The following is a 19,955-nucleotide window of genomic DNA, read 5'->3' as shown; positions in this document are numbered from 1 at the left end:
CATAGTACACAGCAGCGAGCGGAATGTCCAGCTTTTAGACACCCCACTCACTGCAATGTATTATGATCGCGCTCTACTTGCTTACCAACTAGCTTTCTTCAAGCCTGGCACGTCACCACGCATCGCTGCTTCACGCAGTTTGATACGAGACAAGCCGAAACGACGGTAAACACCGTGTGGACGACCTGTTACTTGACAACGGTTACGCTGGCGAGAAGAAGATGAATCGCGTGGAAGCGCTTGCAATTTAAGCGTTGCTTCCCACTTTTCATCGTCCGATGCATTAACGTCGCTAATGATCGCTTTTAGAGCAGCACGCTTTTCAGCGTACTTAGCTACTAATTTGGTACGTTTTGCTTCGCGCTGAATCATTGAGATCTTTGCCATGATTCCTACCTCTTATTTCTTGAAAGGGAAACTAAAGGCGGCTAACAAAGCACGACCTTCTTCATCGGTACGAGCAGTCGTTGTAATGGTAATATCCATACCACGTACACGATCTACTTTATCGTAGTCGATTTCAGGGAAGATGATTTGCTCTTTAACACCCATGCTGTAGTTACCGCGACCGTCGAAAGACTTAGGATTAAGTCCACGGAAGTCACGGATACGTGGGATAGCAACATCAACCAAACGGTCGAAGAAATCCCACATACGCTCACCACGTAGAGTTACTTTACAACCGATCGGGTAACCGTCACGGATTTTAAAGCCTGCTACTGATTTACGCGCCTTAGTCACTACAACTTTTTGGCCGCTAAGTGCTTCTAGATCATTTACTGCATGCTCAAGAAGTTTCTTGTCAGCAATAGCTTCACCTACACCCATATTTAGTGTGATTTTAGTGATTTTCGGCACTTCCATCACGTTTTTGTAGCTAAACTCTTCTGTAAGTTTTGCTACAACTTGATCTTTATAAACTTGCTTAAGTCTCGCCATGGCTATAATTCTCGCTCTTAGGCGTCGATCGCTTCACTATTTGATTTAAAGATACGTACTTTCGTACCGTCTTCATTCAATTTAAAGCCGACGCGATCCGCTTTACCAGTAGCATTGTTAAAAATGGCTACATTCGAAACCTGGATAGGTGCTTCTTGTTCAACGATACCACCAGTTGAACCCTTCATAGGGTTTGGTTTTTCATGCTTCTTAACAGTGTTAATGCCAGAAACTAGAACTCGGTTTTCGTCTACTACCTTAACAACTTTACCGCGTTTGCCTTTGTCTTTCCCAGCAATCACGATAACTTCGTCGTTACGTTTGATTTTACGCATAATGTCCCCCTCTCTCTTACAGCACTTCAGGTGCAAGAGAAACAATTTTCATGAACTGCTCTGTACGCAATTCACGTGTTACAGGGCCAAAGATACGAGTACCAATAGGCTGTCCTGAAGCGTTCAACAATACCGCTGAATTTACATCAAAGCGGATTACGGAACCATCAGAGCGACGAACACCTTTCTTAGTTCTAACGACAACAGCGTTAAGAACCTGCCCTTTTTTAACACGACCACGAGGGATCGCTTCTTTCACTGTGACCTTAATGATGTCACCGATAGCAGCATAACGACGATGTGAGCCACCCAGTACTTTAATACACTGAACACGCTTTGCGCCGCTGTTATCTGCAACATCAAGCATCGATTCTGTTTGAATCATTACTGCTCTCCAATCAAATTAGATAACAAGTCTCACGAAGGAAGGAGCAGCTTATACAGCTGCTGCTTTCTCTACAACTTGAACCAGATTCCAAGTCTTAGACTTAGAGTAAGGACGTGTTTCTACGACCTTAACTGTATCACCGATCTGGCACTCATTGTTTTCATCGTGAGCGTGTAATTTCGTTGAACGACGTACGAACTTACCGTATAGAGGGTGTTTTTCTGTACGCTCAACTAGTACTGTAATGGTTTTATCCATTTTGTCGCTGACTACCTTACCAGTAGCTGTACGCGCTTTTGTTTCTGCCATCTTAGTTACCTGCCTTATCATTAAGCACGGTTTTAACACGTGCGATATTGCGGCGGACTTGAGAAAGCAAATGAGTTTGCGTCAACTGACCAGTCGCTTTCTGCATGCGCAATGTGAATTGCTCACGTAGAAGCTCAATCAAGGTCGCTTGTAGCTCTGCTACAGACTTTTCTTGCAGTTCTTTTGCTATCATCTACATCACCGTACGCGTTACGAAAGTTGTGGACAAAGGAAGTTTAGCTGCAGCTAGCGCAAAAGCTTCGCGTGCTAGTTGCTCTGAAACGCCCTCAACTTCATAAAGCATCTTACCAGGCTGAATTTGTGCAACCCAGTATTCTACATTACCCTTACCTTTACCCTGACGAACCTCAAGAGGCTTCTGAGTAATCGGCTTATCAGGGAACACACGAATCCAAATTTTACCACCACGTTTGATGTGACGAGTCATTGCACGACGCGCCGCTTCAATTTGACGAGCAGTAATACGACCACGTTCTGTGGACTTCAATCCGAATTCACCAAAGCTAACTTGGTTTCCGCGTAATGCAAGACCACGATTACGGCCTTTCATCATCTTACGGAATTTAGTACGTTTCGGTTGTAACATGACTTACCCCCTACTTAGACTTCTTCTTTTGTGCGCCTTTATCAGCACGCACTTGTTCAATACCGCCCAAGATTTCGCCTTTAAAGATCCACACTTTTACGCCAATGATGCCGTAAGTTGTGTTTGCTTCATAAGGAGCGTAGTCGATGTCTGCACGTAGTGTATGTAGAGGCACACGACCTTCACGGTACCACTCAGCGCGGGCAATTTCTGCACCGCCTAGACGACCACTTACCTGAACCTTGATACCCTTCGCACCGGCACGCATAGCGTTTTGTACTGCACGCTTCATTGCACGACGGAACATTACACGGCGCTCAAGTTGGCTAGCAATATTTTGCGCAACCAATTTCGCGTCCATTTCAGGCTTACGAATTTCTTCGATGTTGATGTGTACAGGAACGCCCATCATTTCTGAAATAGCATTACGTAGTTTTTCAACATCTTCGCCTTTCTTACCAATCACGATGCCTGGACGGGCAGTGTGAATAGTAATGCGAGCTGTTTGAGCAGGACGTTGGATCTCGATACGAGAAACAGACGCCTGAACCAATTTTTTCTCCAAGTACTCACGAACCTGAAGATCATTTAATAGCAGCTTAGAGTAGTTTTGATTATTCGCATACCAAGTAGAAGTATGGTCTTTAACTATCCCTAGGCGTATACCAGTTGGATGAACCTTCTGACCCATTGGGTTTCTCCTAATTAGTCAGCGACTTTAACTGTTATGTGACAACCGCGTTTCAAAATACGGTCAGCACGGCCTTTAGCACGTGGCATAATACGTTTCAGAGTCATTGCCTCATCCACATACGCCGTAGAAACACGCAAGTCATCTACATCAGCACCTTCGTTATGCTCAGCGTTCGCTATCGCAGACTCAAGTACCTTCTTGACAATTACTGCCGCCTTTTTAGGACTGAACGTTAAAATGTTCAGTGCTTCGCTAACAGATTTGCCGCGGATTTGATCTACAACCAAACGGGCCTTCTGCGCTGAGAGGCGAGCACCCTTCAATGAAGCGCTTACTTCACTCATGTTAATACCCCTTATTACCGTTTGGCTTTCTTGTCCGCAGCATGACCACGATATGTACGGGTCGGAGCGAACTCACCCAATTTATGACCGACCATGTCTTCAGTTACTAGAACTGGAACATGCTGGCGACCATTATGGACAGCGATAGTCAACCCTACAAAATCAGGGAAGATAGTAGAACGGCGCGACCAAGTTTTAATTGGACGGCGATCTTTTTTCTCTACCGCAGCCTCTACCTTTTTCAACAAATGAAGGTCGATAAAAGGACCTTTTTTTAGTGAACGTGGCACAGTCGTTTCCTCTTATTACTTAGTACGGCGACGTACAATAAGTTTATCAGTACGCTTGTTGCTGCGTGTTTTGTACCCTTTAGCAGGAATACCCCAAGGTGAAACAGGATGACGACCACCCTTACTACGACCTTCACCACCACCATGTGGGTGATCAACTGGGTTCATTGCCGCACCGCGAACGGTAGGACGAACACCACGCCAACGCGTAGCACCAGCTTTACCAAGAACTCGCAAGCTATGCTCAGAGTTTGATACTTCACCCAAAGTGGCGCGACACTCAGTCAATACTTTACGCATTTCGCCTGAACGTAGACGAAGAGTAACGTAACGACCTTCACGTGCAACTAGCTGAGCTGAAGCACCAGCAGAACGCGCAACTTGTGCACCTTTACCTGGCTTAAGCTCGATACAGTGAACCGTACTACCAACTGGAATATTTTGCAGAGGCAAAGTATTACCAGCTTTGATAGGCGCATCTGCACCACTAAAAACAACATTGCCTGCAACCATACCTTTGGAAGCGATAATGTAACGACGCTCACCATCAGCATATTTAATCAATGCAATATTTGCAGAACGGTTTGGATCATATTCCAAACGCTCAACTACCGCAGGAATTCCGTCTTTGTTACGACGAAAATCAACCATACGATAATGCTGCTTATGACCACCACCTACGTGACGCGTAGTGATGCGTCCGTTATTGTTACGTCCACCTGACTTGCTTTTTTGTCTAGCAAAGGTGCATAAGGTGCGCCTTTGTGCAAGTCACTGTTGGTAACTTTAACAACGTGACGACGGCCTGCAGACGTTGGCTTACTTTTTACAACAGCCATTGACCTATCTCCCCTTATTCAGCGACCATGAAATCAATGTCTTGACCTTCGGCCAAACGAACGTACGCTTTTTTCACGTCGCTACGCTTACCTAGACCACGAACTGTGCGCTTAGTCTTACCTTTTTGGTTCAACGTACGTACAGACTCAACTTTGACTTCAAAAAGCGCTTCGATAGCTTGTTTGATTTCAGGTTTTGTCGCATCACCCGTTACACGAAATACATACTGACCGTTGCCTTCGGCTACGATAGTTGCTTTTTCGGAAATGTGTGGACCCAACAGAACTTTATAAATGCGTTCGCCGATCATGCTAGTGCCTCCTCAACTTGTTTCAGAGCACCAACTGTCACCAACACTTTGTCGTAAGCAATCAAGCTAACAGGATCGATAGACGCTGCATCACGCACATCTACGCTAGGAATATTGCGAGCTGCTAAAAACAAATTGTCATCCAATTCATGGGAAACAATCAAAGCATTCTCAACATTCAATTCTGTCATTTTTGCTATGAAGAGCTTAGTTTTTGGGGCTTCCAATTTAAGATCTTCAACCACAACAAGACGGTCTTGACGTACAAGTTCAGACCAGATGGTGCGCATTGCTGCACGGTACATCTTCTTGTTCACTTTCTGAGAGTGATCTTGTGGTTTCGCAGCGAAGGTAACACCACCTGAGCGCCATAATGGGCTACGGATAGTACCTGCACGTGCACGACCAGAACCTTTTTGTTTCCAAGGTTTACGTCCACCACCGGCTACTTCAGAGCGAGTTTTTTGAGCACGAGAACCTTGACGACCGCCAGCCAAGTAAGATGTAACTACTTGGTGTACTAGCGCTTCGTTGTATTCACGAGCAAAGGCTACATCAGAAACTTCTACTGTTCCTTCTGCGCCTGTTAGATTCAAGTTCATTGTCTACCCCTCTTAGCGAGCTTTAACAGCTGATTGAAGAATAACATCACCATTCACTGCACCAGGTACGGCACCTTTCACTAGGATAAGGTTACGTTCTGTGTCTACACGAACCACTTCTAGTGATTGAGTAGTAACTTGTGCAGCACCCATGTGGCCAGCCATCTTCTTGCCTTTCCAAACACGACCAGGTGTTTGACATTGACCGATGGAACCAGGTGCACGGTGAGACAATGAGTTACCATGCGTAGCGTCTTGCATAGAGAAATTATGACGCTTGATGGCACCCTGAAATCCTTTACCCTTTGATTGACCAGTTACATCAACCGTTTGGATAGATTCGAAATCAGCAACAGTTAGCTCATCACCAACATTGATTTCTTTTTCGTCACCTGCCAGGCGGAACTCCCACAAACCACGACCTGCTTCAACATTCGCTTTTGCATAATGACCCGCAGCAGCTTTGTTAACGCGGCTCGAACGGCGAGAACCTACAGTTACTTGAACAGCTTGGTAGCCGTCAGTTTCTGCTGTTTTCACCTGAGTAACGCGGTTCGGTTCAACCTCGATGACGGTTACTGGCACGGATACACCTTCTTCTGTGAAGACACGTGTCATTCCGGCTTTGCGTCCGACTAATTGAATAGCCATTTTTTACCTCACTTGCCAGTTGTGTATGGGGCTATCACCCGCTACGGCTGACCATTCCAGATCATTCCACTAATGTGCATAAGCCGACTGATAACCAGTCGGTTCTCGCACCCCAGATTTTAGGCTATTAACCTAAAGAAATTTGTACTTCCACGCCTGCCGCAAGATCTAACTTCATCAAAGCGTCAACTGTTTTTTCAGTTGGCTCAACGATGTCTAGAACACGTTTGTGTGTACGGATTTCATACTGATCACGCGCATCTTTGTTTACGTGTGGTGAAATCAATACTGTATAACGCTCTTTGCGAGTAGGAAGTGGAATTGGTCCACGAACTTGTGCACCTGTACGTTTCGCTGTGTCCACAATTTCTTGTGTTGAAGCATCAATCAGACGATGATCAAATGCTTTCAGACGAATACGGATTTTTTGGCTTTGCATTTCCAACTCCAAATACTGTGTATTTATGGTTTAACTGTACATTTATTAAACCACAATCCTTTTTAAGGACGGCGAATATTAGCCACTCAGAAACTGGTTGTCAAGTAACCAATTTGCAAGCAACAAAAATAAACCAATAAAAAAGCCGCCCACTAAGGGCGGCTTTTAAAACTTATCTAACTAGAACAAAGTCTAATTATTTAAGAATTTTAGCTACAACACCAGCACCAACTGTACGACCACCTTCACGGATCGCGAAACGTAGACCTTCGTCCATCGCGATTGGGTGAATCAGTTCAACAGTCATCTGAATGTTATCACCAGGCATAACCATTTCTACGCCTTCAGGTAGAGAACAAGCACCAGTTACGTCAGTTGTACGGAAGTAGAACTGTGGACGGTAGCCTTTGAAGAATGGAGTGTGACGACCACCTTCATCTTTACCCAACACGTATACTTCTGCTGTGAACTCAGTGTGAGGAGTGATAGAACCAGGCTTAGCCAATACTTGACCACGCTGAACGTCTTCACGCTTAGTACCACGTAGAAGGATACCACAGTTCTCACCAGCACGACCTTCGTCAAGAAGTTTACGGAACATCTCAACACCAGTACAAGTTGTCTTAGTAGTATCAACGATACCAACGATTTCAACTTCTTCTTGAACACGGATGATACCGCGCTCAACACGACCAGTTACAACAGTACCACGACCTTGGATAGAGAATACGTCCTCGATAGGCATGATGAAAGCACCATCGATAGCACGCTCTGGCTCAGGAATGTATTCGTCAAGAGTCTCAACAAGCTTCTTAACTGCAGTTGTACCCATTTCGTTGTCGTCTTCGCCGTTCAATGCCATCAAAGCAGAACCTGGGATGATTGGAGTGTCATCACCTGGGAAGTCGTATTCAGAAAGAAGGTCACGCAATTCCATTTCAACCAACTCTAGCATTTCAGCGTATTCTTCAGAATCCGCACCGCCACAGTCTTCAGCCAACAAGTCAGCTTTGTTTAGGAATACTACGATGTAAGGAACACCTACTTGACGAGAAAGCAAGATGTGCTCACGAGTCTGAGGCATAGGGCCGTCAGTCGCACCACAAACAAGGATAGCGCCGTCCATTTGAGCAGCACCAGTGATCATGTTTTTAACATAATCGGCGTGTCCTGGACAGTCTACGTGTGCGTAGTGACGTACTGGAGAATCATACTCAACGTGAGAAGTTGAGATAGTGATACCACGCTCACGCTCTTCTGGAGCATTATCGATACCGTCAAAAGCAACAGCTTCGCCGCCGAATACTTCTGCACATACACGAGTCAATGCTGCAGTTAGAGTTGTTTTACCATGGTCAACGTGACCAATAGTACCAACGTTAACGTGTGGTTTATTACGTTCGAATTTACTCTTTGCCATGATACATACACCTTAAGAATTAGTAAGTATGATGATTAATCTTCATTTTTGATGATCGCGTCTGCCACACTAGCCGGTGCTTCAGCGTATTTCTCAAACTCCATTGCATAACTTGCACGCCCTTGCGACAAGCTACGCACGTCAGTTGCATATCCGAACATTTCCCCGAGAGGAACTTCAGCACGAATAATCTTCCCTGACGGGGAATCGTCCATCCCCTGAACAATACCTCGACGACGATTCAAGTCACCCATCACATCGCCCATATATTCTTCAGGAGTCACAACTTCCACTTTCATTACCGGCTCAAGAACACAAGGATCGGCATCGACCGCCCCTTTTCTCAAACCTTGAGAAGCTGCAATTTTAAAGGCCATTTCATTAGAGTCAACATCATGGAATGAACCATCGAATAATACCACCTTGAGACCCAATAAAGGATACCCAGCAATGACACCATTCTTCATTTGCTCTGAAACACCTTTTTCTATCGCAGGGATGTATTCTTTAGGAATAACACCACCAACAATCTCGTTAACAAACTCAAGACCATCCTTATCAGATGGAATCAACTTCATTACGACGTGACCGTATTGGCCACGACCACCAGATTGACGCACAAATTTGTGATTAACCACCACTTCTTTGCGAATTTTTTCACGGTAGGAAACCTGAGGCTTACCAATGTTCGCCTCCACCTTAAACTCGCGACGCATACGGTCAACAAGAATATCAAGATGCAGCTCACCCATACCTGAAATAATTGTTTGCCCTGTCTCTTCATGCGTTTCCACACGGAAAGAAGGATCTTCTTGCGCCAGTTTACCCAACGCAATACCCATTTTTTCTTGATCCGCTTGAGATTTAGGCTCAACCGCAACAGAAATAACAGGCTCTGGAAATTCCATACGTTCAAGTACAACAACATCGTTCATATCACAAAGAGTGTCACCTGTAGTTACGTACTTCATACCTACAGCTGCAGCAATATCTCCTGCCAACACTTCTTTAATCTCTTCACGATCATTTGCATGCATCTGAACCATCCGGCCGATACGCTCACGCTTCTGTTTAACAGAGTTGTAAACTGCATCACCCGAACGCAACATACCAGAGTACACACGCATGAATGTCAAAGTACCAACAAACGGATCGGTTGCTATTTTGAACGCCAATGCAGAGAAAGGAGCCTCATCATCAGCCACTCGAGTAACAGCCGTTTCGCCATCCTCAAGTGTCCCTTCAATCGCTTTAACTTCAAGCGGTGAAGGCATGTATTCAACAACAGCATCCAAAACAGCTTGCACGCCTTTATTTTTAAAGGCCGAACCACAAGTAACAAGAACAATGTCATTCGCTAAAGTTCGTGCACGCAAGCCACTTTTAATTTCTTCAATAGATAACTCACCTTCTTCAAGGTACTTATCCATTAATTCTTCATTTGCTTCCGCAGCCGCTTCAACCATCTCTTCTCGCCATTCTTCAGCAGTCTCAAGAAGGTCGGCTGGTATATCTTCCAATTCGTAAGACATACCTTGATCTTCTTCATTCCACATAATGGCTTTCATGAGAATCAAATCAACAACGCCCTTGAAGTCATCTTCAGTACCGATGTTAATTTGAATAGGAACGGCATTCGCTCCCAGGCGAGCTTTAAGCTGCTCAACAACCGAAAAATAATCCGCACCTGTTCGGTCCATCTTATTGACGAACACCATACGAGGCACTTCATATTTATTCGCTTGTCGCCATACAGTCTCAGTCTGAGGCTGTACGCCAGAAGAGCCACAAAGCACAACAACGGCACCATCCAGAACACGCAAAGAACGCTCCACTTCAATAGTGAAATCTACGTGCCCAGGCGTATCAATAATATTGATACGATGCTGTTCAAACTGTTTACTCATACCACTCCAGAAGCAAGTTGTTGCCGCTGAAGTGATGGTAATACCGCGCTCTTGCTCTTGCTCCATCCAATCCATAGTAGCCGCACCATCGTGCACCTCACCTATTTTATGAGACAGACCTGTATAGAAAAGAACGCGTTCAGTTGTCGTCGTTTTACCTGCATCAACGTGCGCACAAATACCAATATTACGGTAGCGGTTGATAGGTGTTTTACGTGCCACTGTGTATAGCTCTCCAGGAGATTAGAAACGGTAATGAGAAAATGCTTTGTTCGCTTCTGCCATGCGATGAACGTCTTCACGTTTCTTAACAGCAGAACCTTTATTCTCAGCAGCATCTAAAATTTCGCCAGCTAGGCGTAGAGCCATTGATTTCTCACCACGTTTGCGAGAAGCATCAACCAACCAACGCATAGACAAAGCTGCGCGGCGAGCTGGACGTACTTCAACAGGAACTTGATAAGTTGCACCACCAACACGGCGAGATTTAACCTCAACCATTGGTTGGATAGATTCTAGTGCTTTTTCGAAGACAGCCATAGGCTCTTCAGTTTTAGCGCGCTCTGCAACAGTGTTTAGAGCGTTGTATACGATGCTCTCTGCAACAGATTTTTTACCACTAACCATTACGTGGTTAATGAATTTAGCGAGTAGTTGGCTTCCGTGTTTAGGATCCGGAAGTACATCACGCTTTGCGACGACGCGTCTTCTTGGCATTTCTATACCCTCTTCAGGTTCGCCCGAGACAATTCAACAATTGCTCGGCCTTACTGTATTACAAAATTATGTCTAAACGATGATCTAAGCAGTATTAACTTACTTAGGACGTTTAGTACCGTATTTAGAACGACCTTGCTTACGATTTTGTACGCCTGAAGTATCTAAACTACCGCGAACTGTGTGATAACGAACACCTGGCAAATCTTTTACACGACCGCCACGGATCAGTACAACACTGTGTTCTTGTAGATTGTGACCTTCACCACCAATGTAGGAAGTTACTTCAAAGCCGTTAGTCAAGCGAACACGACATACTTTACGCAAAGCCGAGTTAGGCTTTTTAGGTGTAGTAGTATATACGCGAGTGCAGACACCGCGGCGTTGCGGACAAGCTTGTAACGCAGGTACGTCACTCTTTGCCACTTTACGTTTACGTGGTTTACGAACCAACTGGTTAACGGTTGCCATTAGACAAGCTCCACAAATCCAATTCTTATGGCGGAAATCGCCAAAATTAAGGAGGCGCAAGTTTAATTTGCGCCTATAAAACAGTCAAGAGGAAGGTGACTAAAAAATCACCTCCCTCACGATTTAACAGCAAATAACTAGTCTTTCAGTGCTGCGCTCAATGCTTCTTCCACATCTGACGCACTTACCGCTGAACTTCCTTCTTTTGCTGCTTGCGCAAGCTCTTTCTTTCTCTTGCGCTCATTGTGGTAAGCCAAGCCTGTACCTGCTGGTATCAAACGACCCACTACAACGTTTTCTTTCAAGCCACGTAAGTGATCTTTCTTACCAGTTACCGCACCTTCCGTAAGAACTCGAGTTGTTTCTTGGAAAGACGCTGCTGATATAAAGGACTCAGTAGCCAAAGATGCTTTAGTGATACCTAGAAGCACACGTTCAAACTTAGCAGGGAATTTACCTTCTGCTTCCGCTTTCTCGTTTGCATCAAGAAGTTGAGTCAACTCAACCTGATCACCTTGGATAAGATCTGTATCACCAGACTCACCCACTTCCACTTTACGTAGCATCTGACGAACGATAACTTCGATATGCTTATCGTTAATCACAACACCTTGTAAGCGGTAAACTTCTTGCACTTCATTACTAATGTAGTCAGCTAATGCTTCTACACCTTTTAGGCGCAAAATGTCATGAGGGCTCAAAGGACCATCGGCAATAATCTCGCCTTTCGCCACTTCTTCACCATCAAAGATATTGATTTGACGCCATTTCGGAATCAAAGTCTCAATTGGATCACTGCCATCTTGAGGCGTGATAACCAAGCGGATCTTGCCTTTCGTCTCTTTACCGAAGCTCACTACACCACTTGCTTCTGCCATAACAGCAGGATCTTTCGGGCGACGCGCTTCAAATAAGTCAGCAACTCGTGGCAAACCACCGGTAATATCTTTGTTACCTTGTGATTCTTGTGGAATACGAGCCAATACTTCACCAGACTTCACAGTTGCACCGTGATCCAAGCTCAATAGAGCTTTTTCTGGAAGCATGTATTGCACAGGAGAATCCGTACCTGGAATCAATACAGGGTTACCCTCTGCATCAACTACCGCAATCATTGGACGTAGATCTTTACCTGCAGAAGGGCGATCTTTCACTTCCATGACTTCAATGGTAGTTAAGCCAGTCATATCATCAGATTGGCGACGGATAGTAACGTTCTCTTCCATACCACTGAATTCAAGACGACCTTCCATCTCAGAAACGATTGGGTGTGTGTGTGGATCCCAGTTTGCAACGATTTGACCCGCTACAACTGCATCACCTTCACGAACACTCAATACCGCACCGTAAGGAAGCTTATAACGCTCTTTCTCACGACCGGCTTCATCAGCAATCGCCAATTCAGAAGAACGAGAAGCCACAACCAAATGACCAGTATCACGCTCGATACTCTTCATCTTATGGAAACGAACAGTACCCGCACTCTTAACCTGAACACTGTCGACAGCAGATGCTCGAGATGCCGCACCACCGATGTGGAACGTACGCATGGTTAACTGTGTACCTGGCTCACCGATAGATTGAGCAGCAACAACACCCACTGCTTCACCGATGTTAACCTGATGACCACGAGCCAAGTCACGACCGTAACATTTCGCACAAACACCATGACGCGTGTCACAAGTGATAACGGAACGAATAATCATCTCGTCCACACCAGCTGCTTCGATTGCACGAACGTCATGCTCATCAATCAAAGTGCCAGCAGAAAGAACAAGGTTTCCTTTAGCATCATTTACGTCTTGAGCCACAACACGACCCAACACACGCTGACCTAGAGGAACAACAACATCACCACCTTCGATCATGGCATTAACCACGATACCGTTAGATGTATTACAGTCAGTTTCAGTAATAACCAAATCCTGAGCAACATCCACTAGACGACGAGTCAAGTAACCAGAGTTCGCTGTTTTCAATGCTGTATCCGCAAGACCCTTACGAGCACCGTGAGTAGAGGTAAAGTACTGTAATACAGACAAACCTTCACGGAAGTTCGCAGTGATCGGTGTTTCGATGATGGAACCATCTGGTTTCGCCATCAGACCACGCATACCACCCAACTGACGCATCTGAGCAACACTACCACGGGCACCAGAATCGGCCATCATATAAACAGAGTTAAAAGATTGTTGTTCAACCTCATTACCCTCTTTATCGATCGTCGTTTCTTTCGCCAAGTTTTTCATCATAGCGTCAGTAACAGTTTCGTTAGTACGAGACCATAAATCGATTACCTTGTTATACTTCTCGCCTTGCGTTACAAGACCGTCTGCATACTGGTATTCGATTTCTTTAACTTCTGCTTCTGCCTTAGCAATGATTTCTGCTTTTTCTGGCGGAATAACGAAATCGTCAACACCAACAGAAGAACCAGAAGCTGTTGCGTAAGCAAAACCTGTGTACATCAGCTGATCGGCAAAAATACAGCTCTCTTTCAAACCAACTTTACGGTAACACTCGTTGATAAGGTTAGAGATCGCTTTCTTCTTCATGGTTTGATTAACCACAGAGAATGGTAGGCCATCAGGAACAATATCGAACAATAGCGCACGACCAACCGTTGTATCTGCAACGAAAGTAGAAGGCACTTTTTCACCTTCTAGTGTTGTATCAACTTGGCTGACACGAACTTTTACTTTAGCGTGCAATTCAACTTGTTTCGCGCCGTAAGCACGGTGTACTTCTTTGATGTCAGAAAACGCCATGCCTTCACCTTTGGCATTGATTTTCTCACGAGTCATGTAGTACAGACCCAATACAACGTCCTGAGAAGGAACAATGATTGGCTCACCGTTAGCTGGAGACAAAATGTTGTTCGTAGACATCATCAAAGCACGCGCTTCTAGCTGAGCTTCAATTGTCAACGGAACGTGTACCGCCATTTGGTCACCATCGAAGTCGGCGTTATAAGCCGCACACACAAGTGGGTGCAACTGAATCGCTTTACCTTCGATTAGCATTGGTTCAAATGCTTGGATACCCAAACGGTGAAGTGTTGGCGCACGGTTCAACATAACCGGATGCTCACGGATAACTTCGTCTAAGATATCCCACACTTCAGGCGTTTCACGCTCAACCATTTTCTTCGCTGCCTTGATCGTCGTCGCCATGCCACGAAGCTCAAGTTTAGAGAAGATAAACGGTTTAAATAATTCAAGTGCCATCTTCTTAGGAAGACCACACTGATGCAAACGTAAAGAAGGACCTACTGTGATTACAGAACGACCAGAGTAATCTACACGCTTACCTAGCAAGTTCTGACGGAAACGACCTTGCTTACCTTTGATCATATCTGCCAAAGATTTCAGAGGACGCTTGTTAGAACCTGTAATGGCACGACCACGACGACCGTTATCAAGCAATGCATCAACAGACTCTTGCAACATACGTTTTTCGTTACGTACGATGATGTCTGGAGCAGAAAGCTCTAATAGGCGTTTTAGACGGTTGTTACGGTTGATCACACGACGGTAAAGGTCGTTCAAATCAGACGTCGCAAAACGGCCACCTTCAAGAGGTACCAAAGGACGTAGATCTGGCGGAAGAACAGGCAATACATCCAACACCATCCACTCAGGGTTGTTTCCTGAATGATAGAAAGCTTCAACAAGCTTAAGACGCTTAGATAGCTTCTTAATACGAGTTTCAGAATTCGTGCTGTTTAGCTCTTCACGCATGCGATTGATTTCTTCAGGCATGTCCAAATCGCGCAACAACATCTGAACCGCTTCAGCACCCATACGGGCATCAAATTCGTCACCGAATTCTTCTAGCGCTTCAAAATATTGCTCGTCATTCAACAACTGCCCTTTATCAAGCGTCGTCATACCTGGATCAATCACGATGAAAGATTCAAAGTACAATACTCGCTCGATGTCACGCAAAGTCATATCCATGATAAGACCAATACGTGATGGAAGAGATTTTAGGAACCAAATGTGTGCAACTGGCGATGCAAGCTCAATGTGACCCATGCGTTCACGACGCACTTTAGACAGAGCCACTTCAACGCCACACTTCTCACAGATAACACCACGGTGTTTCAAACGCTTATATTTACCACATAAGCATTCGTAGTCCTTAATAGGACCAAAGATTTTTGCACAGAACAAGCCGTCACGCTCAGGTTTGAACGTACGATAGTTGATGGTTTCCGGTTTCTTAACTTCACCGTAAGACCATGAACGAATCATATCTGGTGACGCCAAGCCGATACGGATCGCATCAAACTCGTCAGATTGTCCTTGTGATTTTAGAAGACCTAATAAGTCTTTCATGTGTATTCGCCCCACTCGTAAGGCCGGGGAGTCTTGCTCCCCAGCAGGTCAAATGTGATTCGTGCTTATTCGGTTTCCAACTCGATATCGATACCAAGAGAACGAATCTCTTTCACCAATACGTTGAAGGACTCAGGCATGCCAGGTTCCATTCTGTGATCACCGTCTACGATGTTCTTATACATCTTAGTACGGCCGTTCACGTCATCGGACTTAACTGTCAACATTTCTTGAAGCGTGTAAGCGGCACCGTATGCTTCGAGTGCCCATACCTCCATCTCACCGAAACGCTGACCACCAAATTGAGCTTTACCGCCCAATGGCTGCTGAGTAACCAAGCTGTAAGAGCCTGTAGAACGCGCGTGCATCTTGTCGTCAACCAAGTGGTTCAACTTAAGCATGTACATGTAGCCTACTGTTACAGGGCGCTCGAAAGCATCACCAGTACGACCATTGAACAACTTAACCTGTCCGCTTTCGTTGATACCAGCTAGGCGCAACATACGTTTGATTTCAGCTTCTTTTGCACCGTCAAAAGCACCAGACGCCATTGGTACACCACCTGTTAGGTTTTGTGCCAAGGTTAAAATTTCTTCGTCTGTAAAGCTTTCTAAATCTTCAGTACGCGCGCAACGCAAGTCGCCTTCGTAGCCATTGTAGATTTCGTCTAGGAAAACACGTAGTTCAGCAACTGCTTCTGCTTTCTCACGCTCAACGACTAGCATCTCATTAATCTTACGACCCAACCCTTTAGAGGCTGCACCTAAGTGAGTTTCCAGTACCTGACCAACGTTCATACGCGAAGGAACACCAAGCGGGTTCAATACGATATCAACTGGATCACCGTTTTCATCGTACGGCATATCTTCAACAGGCATGATCTTAGAGATTACACCCTTGTTACCGTGACGACCGGCCATTTTATCACCAGGCTGGATGCGACGTTTGATCGCTACGTAAACTTTAACAATTTTCAATACGCCAGGCGCAAGATCATCACCAGTTTGCAGCTTGCGTTTCTTATCTTCAAATTTCGCATCAAGCTCTTTACGACGCTCAACCAAAGCCACTTGAGCTTTTTCAAGCTGCTCGCTAGCTTCTTCGTTTGCAACGCGAATATTAAACCACTCAGGGTGATCTAGATTTGATAGATATTCTTCCGTAATAATTGCATTACGCGCCAAACCTGGGCCGCCTTCTGCTTGCTGTCCAACCAACGCTTCAGCCAAACGCTCAAAAGTTGCTTTTTCAACAATACGGAATTCTTCGTTCAAGTCTTTACGAACTTGATCAAGCTGTGCTTTCTCAATGGACTTAGCGCGTTCATCTTTTTCGATGCCATCACGAGTAAAGACTTGTACATCGATAACTGTACCGCGAGTACCTGTCTTAACACGCTGAGACGTGTCTTTCACGTCAGACGCTTTTTCACCAAAGATCGCTCGCAAAAGTTTCTCTTCAGGTGTTAGCTGAGTTTCACCCTTAGGCGTCACTTTACCAACCAAAATATCACCTGGCTCAACTTCAGCACCGATATAAACGATACCAGACTGATCAAGCTTAGAAAGTGCACCTTCACCTACGTTAGGAATATCAGATGTGATCTCTTCAGGTCCAAGCTTAGTATCACGCGCCACACAGGTTAATTCCTGAATGTGGATAGACGTGAAACGATCTTCTTCAACAACGCGCTCAGATACTAGGATCGAGTCCTCGAAGTTGAAACCGTTCCAAGGCATGAAAGCAATACGCATGTTTTGACCAAGTGCCAAATCACCCATATCAACAGAAGGACCGTCAGCCATAATATCGCCAGACGCTACTTTTTCACCTTTCATGACCAAAGTACGCTGGTTAATACAGGTATTTTGGTTAGAACGAACGTATTTCGTTAAGTTGTAGATATCAACACCGGCTTCACCAGCAATGGTTTCTTCCGAGTTAACACGAACAACGATACGGCTTGCATCTACAGACTCAATCACACCGCCGCGGTTAGCAACAATACAAACACCAGAGTCTTTCGCAACATTGCGTTCCATACCTGTACCAACAACAGGCTTATCAGCCTTTAACGTAGGTACAGCCTGACGTTGCATGTTCGAACCCATCAAAGCTCGGTTGGCATCGTCATGCTCAAGGAACGGAATCAAAGATGCCGCAACAGATACAACCTGACGAGGTGATACGTCCATCAAGTTTACTTTTTCTTTTGGAATCAAAGTGGTTTCGTGCATATGACGCACCTGAACCAACTCATCTACCAAACGGCCTTCTTCATCTACTGTTGCAGATGCTTGGGCAATAACGTATTTCGCTTCATCGATCGCAGAAATATAAACAGTCTCATCTGTCATCTTACCGTCGACGATCTTACGGTATGGCGTCTCAAGGAAACCATAGCTATTCGTACGAGCATAAGTAGACAAAGAGTTGATCAGACCGATGTTTGGTCCTTCAGGCGTTTCGATTGGACACACACGACCATAGTGAGTGGCATGTACGTCACGAACTTCAAAGCCGGCACGTTCACGAGTCAAACCACCAGGCCCTAATGCAGAAACACGACGTTTGTGTGTTACTTCAGAAAGCGGGTTGTTTTGGTCCATGAACTGAGACAACTGGCTAGAACCAAAGAATTCTTTGATTGCAGCAGCAACTGGCTTCGCATTCAACAGATCCTGAGGCATCAAGCCATCAGCTTCCGCCATAGATAAACGTTCTTTTACAGCACGCTCAACACGGACAAGACCAACACGGAATTGGTTCTCAGCCATTTCACCAACAGAACGCACGCGACGGTTACCCAAGTGGTCGATATCATCAACCATGCCGTTACCATTACGGATGTCTAGCAATGTTTTAAGAACAGCAACAATGTCTTCATTGTCTAGGATGCCAGCGCCAGTATCTTCTTCACGACCTAAGCGACGGTTGAATTTCATTCGACCTACGCCAGACAAGTCATAACGATCTTCAGAGAAGAACAAGCTTTGGAACAAACCTTCAGCAGACTCTTTGGTTGGCGGCTCGCCAGGACGCATCATGCGGTAAATTTCGACCAATGCTTCAAGCTGGTTGCTTGTTGGGTCGATACGAAGCGTGTCAGAAATGAATGGGCCATTATCTAGATCGTTCGTATAAAGTGTGTCTACTTCTGTAATACCAGAAGAAACAAGAGCTTCTAACAAATCAACAGATAACTCAGTGTTTGCTTCCGCAATTAACTCTCCAGTTGAAGGATGAGTTAAGTTTTTCGCCGTTACTTTACCAAGCATGTACTCAAGCGGCACAGATAGGCGTTCAAGACCAGCCTTCTCCATTACGCGAATGTGCTTAGCCGTAATACGACGTCCTTCTTCAACAATCAATTCGCCATTAGCGTCAGCGATATTAAACAATGCCGTTTCACCACGCAGACGATTTGCAATCAAATCCATCTCAAAGCCATCTCGGCTCATGTAGAAACGTGTTGTGTCAAAGAAAGTTTCTAAAATTTCTTCCGTTCCGTAACCCAAAGCTCGCAACAAAATAGTTGCAGGTAACTTACGACGACGGTCAATACGAACGAATACGCAATCTTTTGGATCGAACTCGAAATCCAACCAAGAACCACGATAAGGAATAACACGGGCAGAATGAAGCAATTTACCTGAAGAGTGAGTTTTGCCACGGTCGTGATCAAAAAACACACCAGGAGAACGATGCAATTGAGATACGATTACACGCTCTGTTCCGTTAATTACGAAAGTACCATTATCTGTCATGAGTGGAATTTCACCCATGTAGACTTCTTGCTCTCGGATGTCTTTGATTGCCTTGTTGGACGACTCTTTATCATAAATGATAAGTCGTACACGAACGCGCAAAGGTGCCGCGTAAGTAACACCACGCAACTGACACTCTTTAACATCAAATACTGGCTTGCCTAAACGGTAATCGACGTATTCAAGCGCCGCGCTACCAGAAAAACTAACCATTGGAAAGACAGATTTAAAAGCCCCATGCAGACCTAATTCCCCACGCTCTGCAAGAGGTTTACCTTCTTGCAAAAAATTACGGTAGGATTCAAGCTGAATTGCCAGCAAGTATGGCACATCCAAAACGGGCGGCAGTTTACCGAAATCCTTACGGATACGTTTTTTCTCAGTGTATGAGTAAGCCATCAGCATTCCCCAGCTTGTGCACATTGACGCAAAAGGCCCAAATCAGGCCTTACCATTTATGGGAGCATTATCTCCCACTTGAAAATTCTTTAAGTTTTATTTGAGTTTCAGAAACCCAAAAAGGCCGGTGACAAAAACGTCACCAGCCATTTCGACTATTGGTCGAAATCTGGAAATACAAGCATC

Annotated in this window: 20 protein-coding genes and 1 pseudogene; all 21 read right to left on the bottom strand. The window is 45.1% G+C overall.

The window, feature by feature from the left end; genetic code table 11:
• Positions 1-81: 81 nt before the first annotated feature.
• Positions 82-387, bottom strand: a complete 306-nt coding sequence (rpsN, locus tag AC0L46_RS09275; RefSeq protein ID WP_067020116.1) for a 30S ribosomal protein S14 — start codon at positions 385-387, stop codon at positions 82-84.
• A 12-nt stretch (positions 388-399) separates the two neighbouring features.
• Positions 400-939: a 50S ribosomal protein L5 gene (rplE, locus tag AC0L46_RS09270; RefSeq protein ID WP_012071924.1), complete on the bottom strand. Its 540-nt coding sequence runs from the start codon at positions 937-939 to the stop codon at positions 400-402.
• Between the two features lie 17 nt (positions 940-956).
• On the bottom strand, positions 957-1,274 hold the full coding sequence (gene rplX / locus AC0L46_RS09265; RefSeq protein WP_317005395.1) for a 50S ribosomal protein L24: 318 nt from the start codon (positions 1,272-1,274) through the stop codon (positions 957-959).
• 16 nt (positions 1,275-1,290) lie between these two features.
• Positions 1,291-1,659, bottom strand: a complete 369-nt coding sequence (gene rplN / locus AC0L46_RS09260; protein WP_067020125.1) for a 50S ribosomal protein L14 — start codon at positions 1,657-1,659, stop codon at positions 1,291-1,293.
• Between the two features lie 51 nt (positions 1,660-1,710).
• Positions 1,711-1,971 carry a 30S ribosomal protein S17 gene (rpsQ, locus tag AC0L46_RS09255; RefSeq protein ID WP_013797833.1) on the bottom strand — a complete coding sequence of 87 codons (261 nt, stop codon included), beginning with the start codon at positions 1,969-1,971 and terminating at the stop codon, positions 1,711-1,713.
• 1 nt (position 1,972) lies between these two features.
• The gene (rpmC, locus tag AC0L46_RS09250; protein ID WP_317005397.1) at positions 1,973-2,164 is read right to left on the bottom strand and encodes a 50S ribosomal protein L29; all 192 of its coding nucleotides are present in this window, start codon (positions 2,162-2,164) and stop codon (positions 1,973-1,975) included.
• Complete coding sequence (gene rplP, locus AC0L46_RS09245; protein ID WP_133004497.1) at positions 2,165-2,578, bottom strand: 50S ribosomal protein L16; 414 nt, start codon at positions 2,576-2,578, stop codon at positions 2,165-2,167.
• 10 nt (positions 2,579-2,588) lie between these two features.
• Positions 2,589-3,269 (bottom strand): 30S ribosomal protein S3, encoded by a 681-nt coding sequence (gene rpsC, locus AC0L46_RS09240; RefSeq protein WP_414682753.1) that lies wholly within the window; start codon positions 3,267-3,269, stop codon positions 2,589-2,591.
• A gap of 14 nt (positions 3,270-3,283) precedes the next feature.
• Entirely contained in the window at positions 3,284-3,616 is a 333-nt protein-coding gene (gene rplV / locus AC0L46_RS09235; protein WP_110577367.1) for a 50S ribosomal protein L22, read from the bottom strand.
• A gap of 14 nt (positions 3,617-3,630) precedes the next feature.
• Positions 3,631-3,906 carry a 30S ribosomal protein S19 gene (rpsS, locus tag AC0L46_RS09230; RefSeq protein WP_036163121.1) on the bottom strand — a complete coding sequence of 92 codons (276 nt, stop codon included), beginning with the start codon at positions 3,904-3,906 and terminating at the stop codon, positions 3,631-3,633.
• A gap of 15 nt (positions 3,907-3,921) precedes the next feature.
• Positions 3,922-4,745 (bottom strand): annotated as a pseudogene (rplB, locus tag AC0L46_RS09225) (50S ribosomal protein L2).
• A gap of 14 nt (positions 4,746-4,759) precedes the next feature.
• Positions 4,760-5,056 carry a 50S ribosomal protein L23 gene (gene rplW / locus AC0L46_RS09220; RefSeq protein WP_191596020.1) on the bottom strand — a complete coding sequence of 99 codons (297 nt, stop codon included), beginning with the start codon at positions 5,054-5,056 and terminating at the stop codon, positions 4,760-4,762.
• Positions 5,053-5,658, bottom strand: coding sequence for a 50S ribosomal protein L4 (gene rplD, locus AC0L46_RS09215; protein ID WP_317005399.1), 606 nt, complete (start codon positions 5,656-5,658; stop codon positions 5,053-5,055). The genes rplW and rplD overlap by 4 nt, the downstream gene beginning before the upstream one ends.
• Before the next feature lie 12 nt (positions 5,659-5,670).
• The gene (gene rplC / locus AC0L46_RS09210) at positions 5,671-6,309 is read right to left on the bottom strand and encodes a 50S ribosomal protein L3 (protein WP_414682754.1); all 639 of its coding nucleotides are present in this window, start codon (positions 6,307-6,309) and stop codon (positions 5,671-5,673) included.
• A gap of 127 nt (positions 6,310-6,436) precedes the next feature.
• Positions 6,437-6,748: a 30S ribosomal protein S10 gene (gene rpsJ, locus AC0L46_RS09205; protein ID WP_012071937.1), complete on the bottom strand. Its 312-nt coding sequence runs from the start codon at positions 6,746-6,748 to the stop codon at positions 6,437-6,439.
• 196 nt (positions 6,749-6,944) lie between these two features.
• A complete protein-coding gene (tuf, locus tag AC0L46_RS09200; RefSeq protein WP_414682755.1) occupies positions 6,945-8,168 on the bottom strand; it encodes an elongation factor Tu in 1,224 nt (407 codons plus the stop codon).
• 35 nt (positions 8,169-8,203) lie between these two features.
• A complete protein-coding gene (gene fusA, locus AC0L46_RS09195) occupies positions 8,204-10,297 on the bottom strand; it encodes an elongation factor G (protein WP_473503094.1) in 2,094 nt (697 codons plus the stop codon).
• Between the two features lie 21 nt (positions 10,298-10,318).
• Positions 10,319-10,792 carry a 30S ribosomal protein S7 gene (gene rpsG / locus AC0L46_RS09190; RefSeq protein ID WP_317005403.1) on the bottom strand — a complete coding sequence of 158 codons (474 nt, stop codon included), beginning with the start codon at positions 10,790-10,792 and terminating at the stop codon, positions 10,319-10,321.
• Positions 10,793-10,891: 99 nt separating this feature from the next.
• On the bottom strand, positions 10,892-11,263 hold the full coding sequence (rpsL, locus tag AC0L46_RS09185; protein WP_013659444.1) for a 30S ribosomal protein S12: 372 nt from the start codon (positions 11,261-11,263) through the stop codon (positions 10,892-10,894).
• A 137-nt stretch (positions 11,264-11,400) separates the two neighbouring features.
• On the bottom strand, positions 11,401-15,603 hold the full coding sequence (gene rpoC / locus AC0L46_RS09180) for a DNA-directed RNA polymerase subunit beta' (protein WP_473503092.1): 4,203 nt from the start codon (positions 15,601-15,603) through the stop codon (positions 11,401-11,403).
• Positions 15,604-15,668: 65 nt separating this feature from the next.
• On the bottom strand, positions 15,669-19,769 hold the full coding sequence (rpoB, locus tag AC0L46_RS09175; protein WP_414682758.1) for a DNA-directed RNA polymerase subunit beta: 4,101 nt from the start codon (positions 19,767-19,769) through the stop codon (positions 15,669-15,671).
• Positions 19,770-19,955: the final 186 nt, after the last annotated feature.

This window comes from Marinomonas sp. 15G6-16, from assembly GCF_055809555.1.
This window is presented reverse-complemented; position numbering and strand designations above follow the sequence as displayed.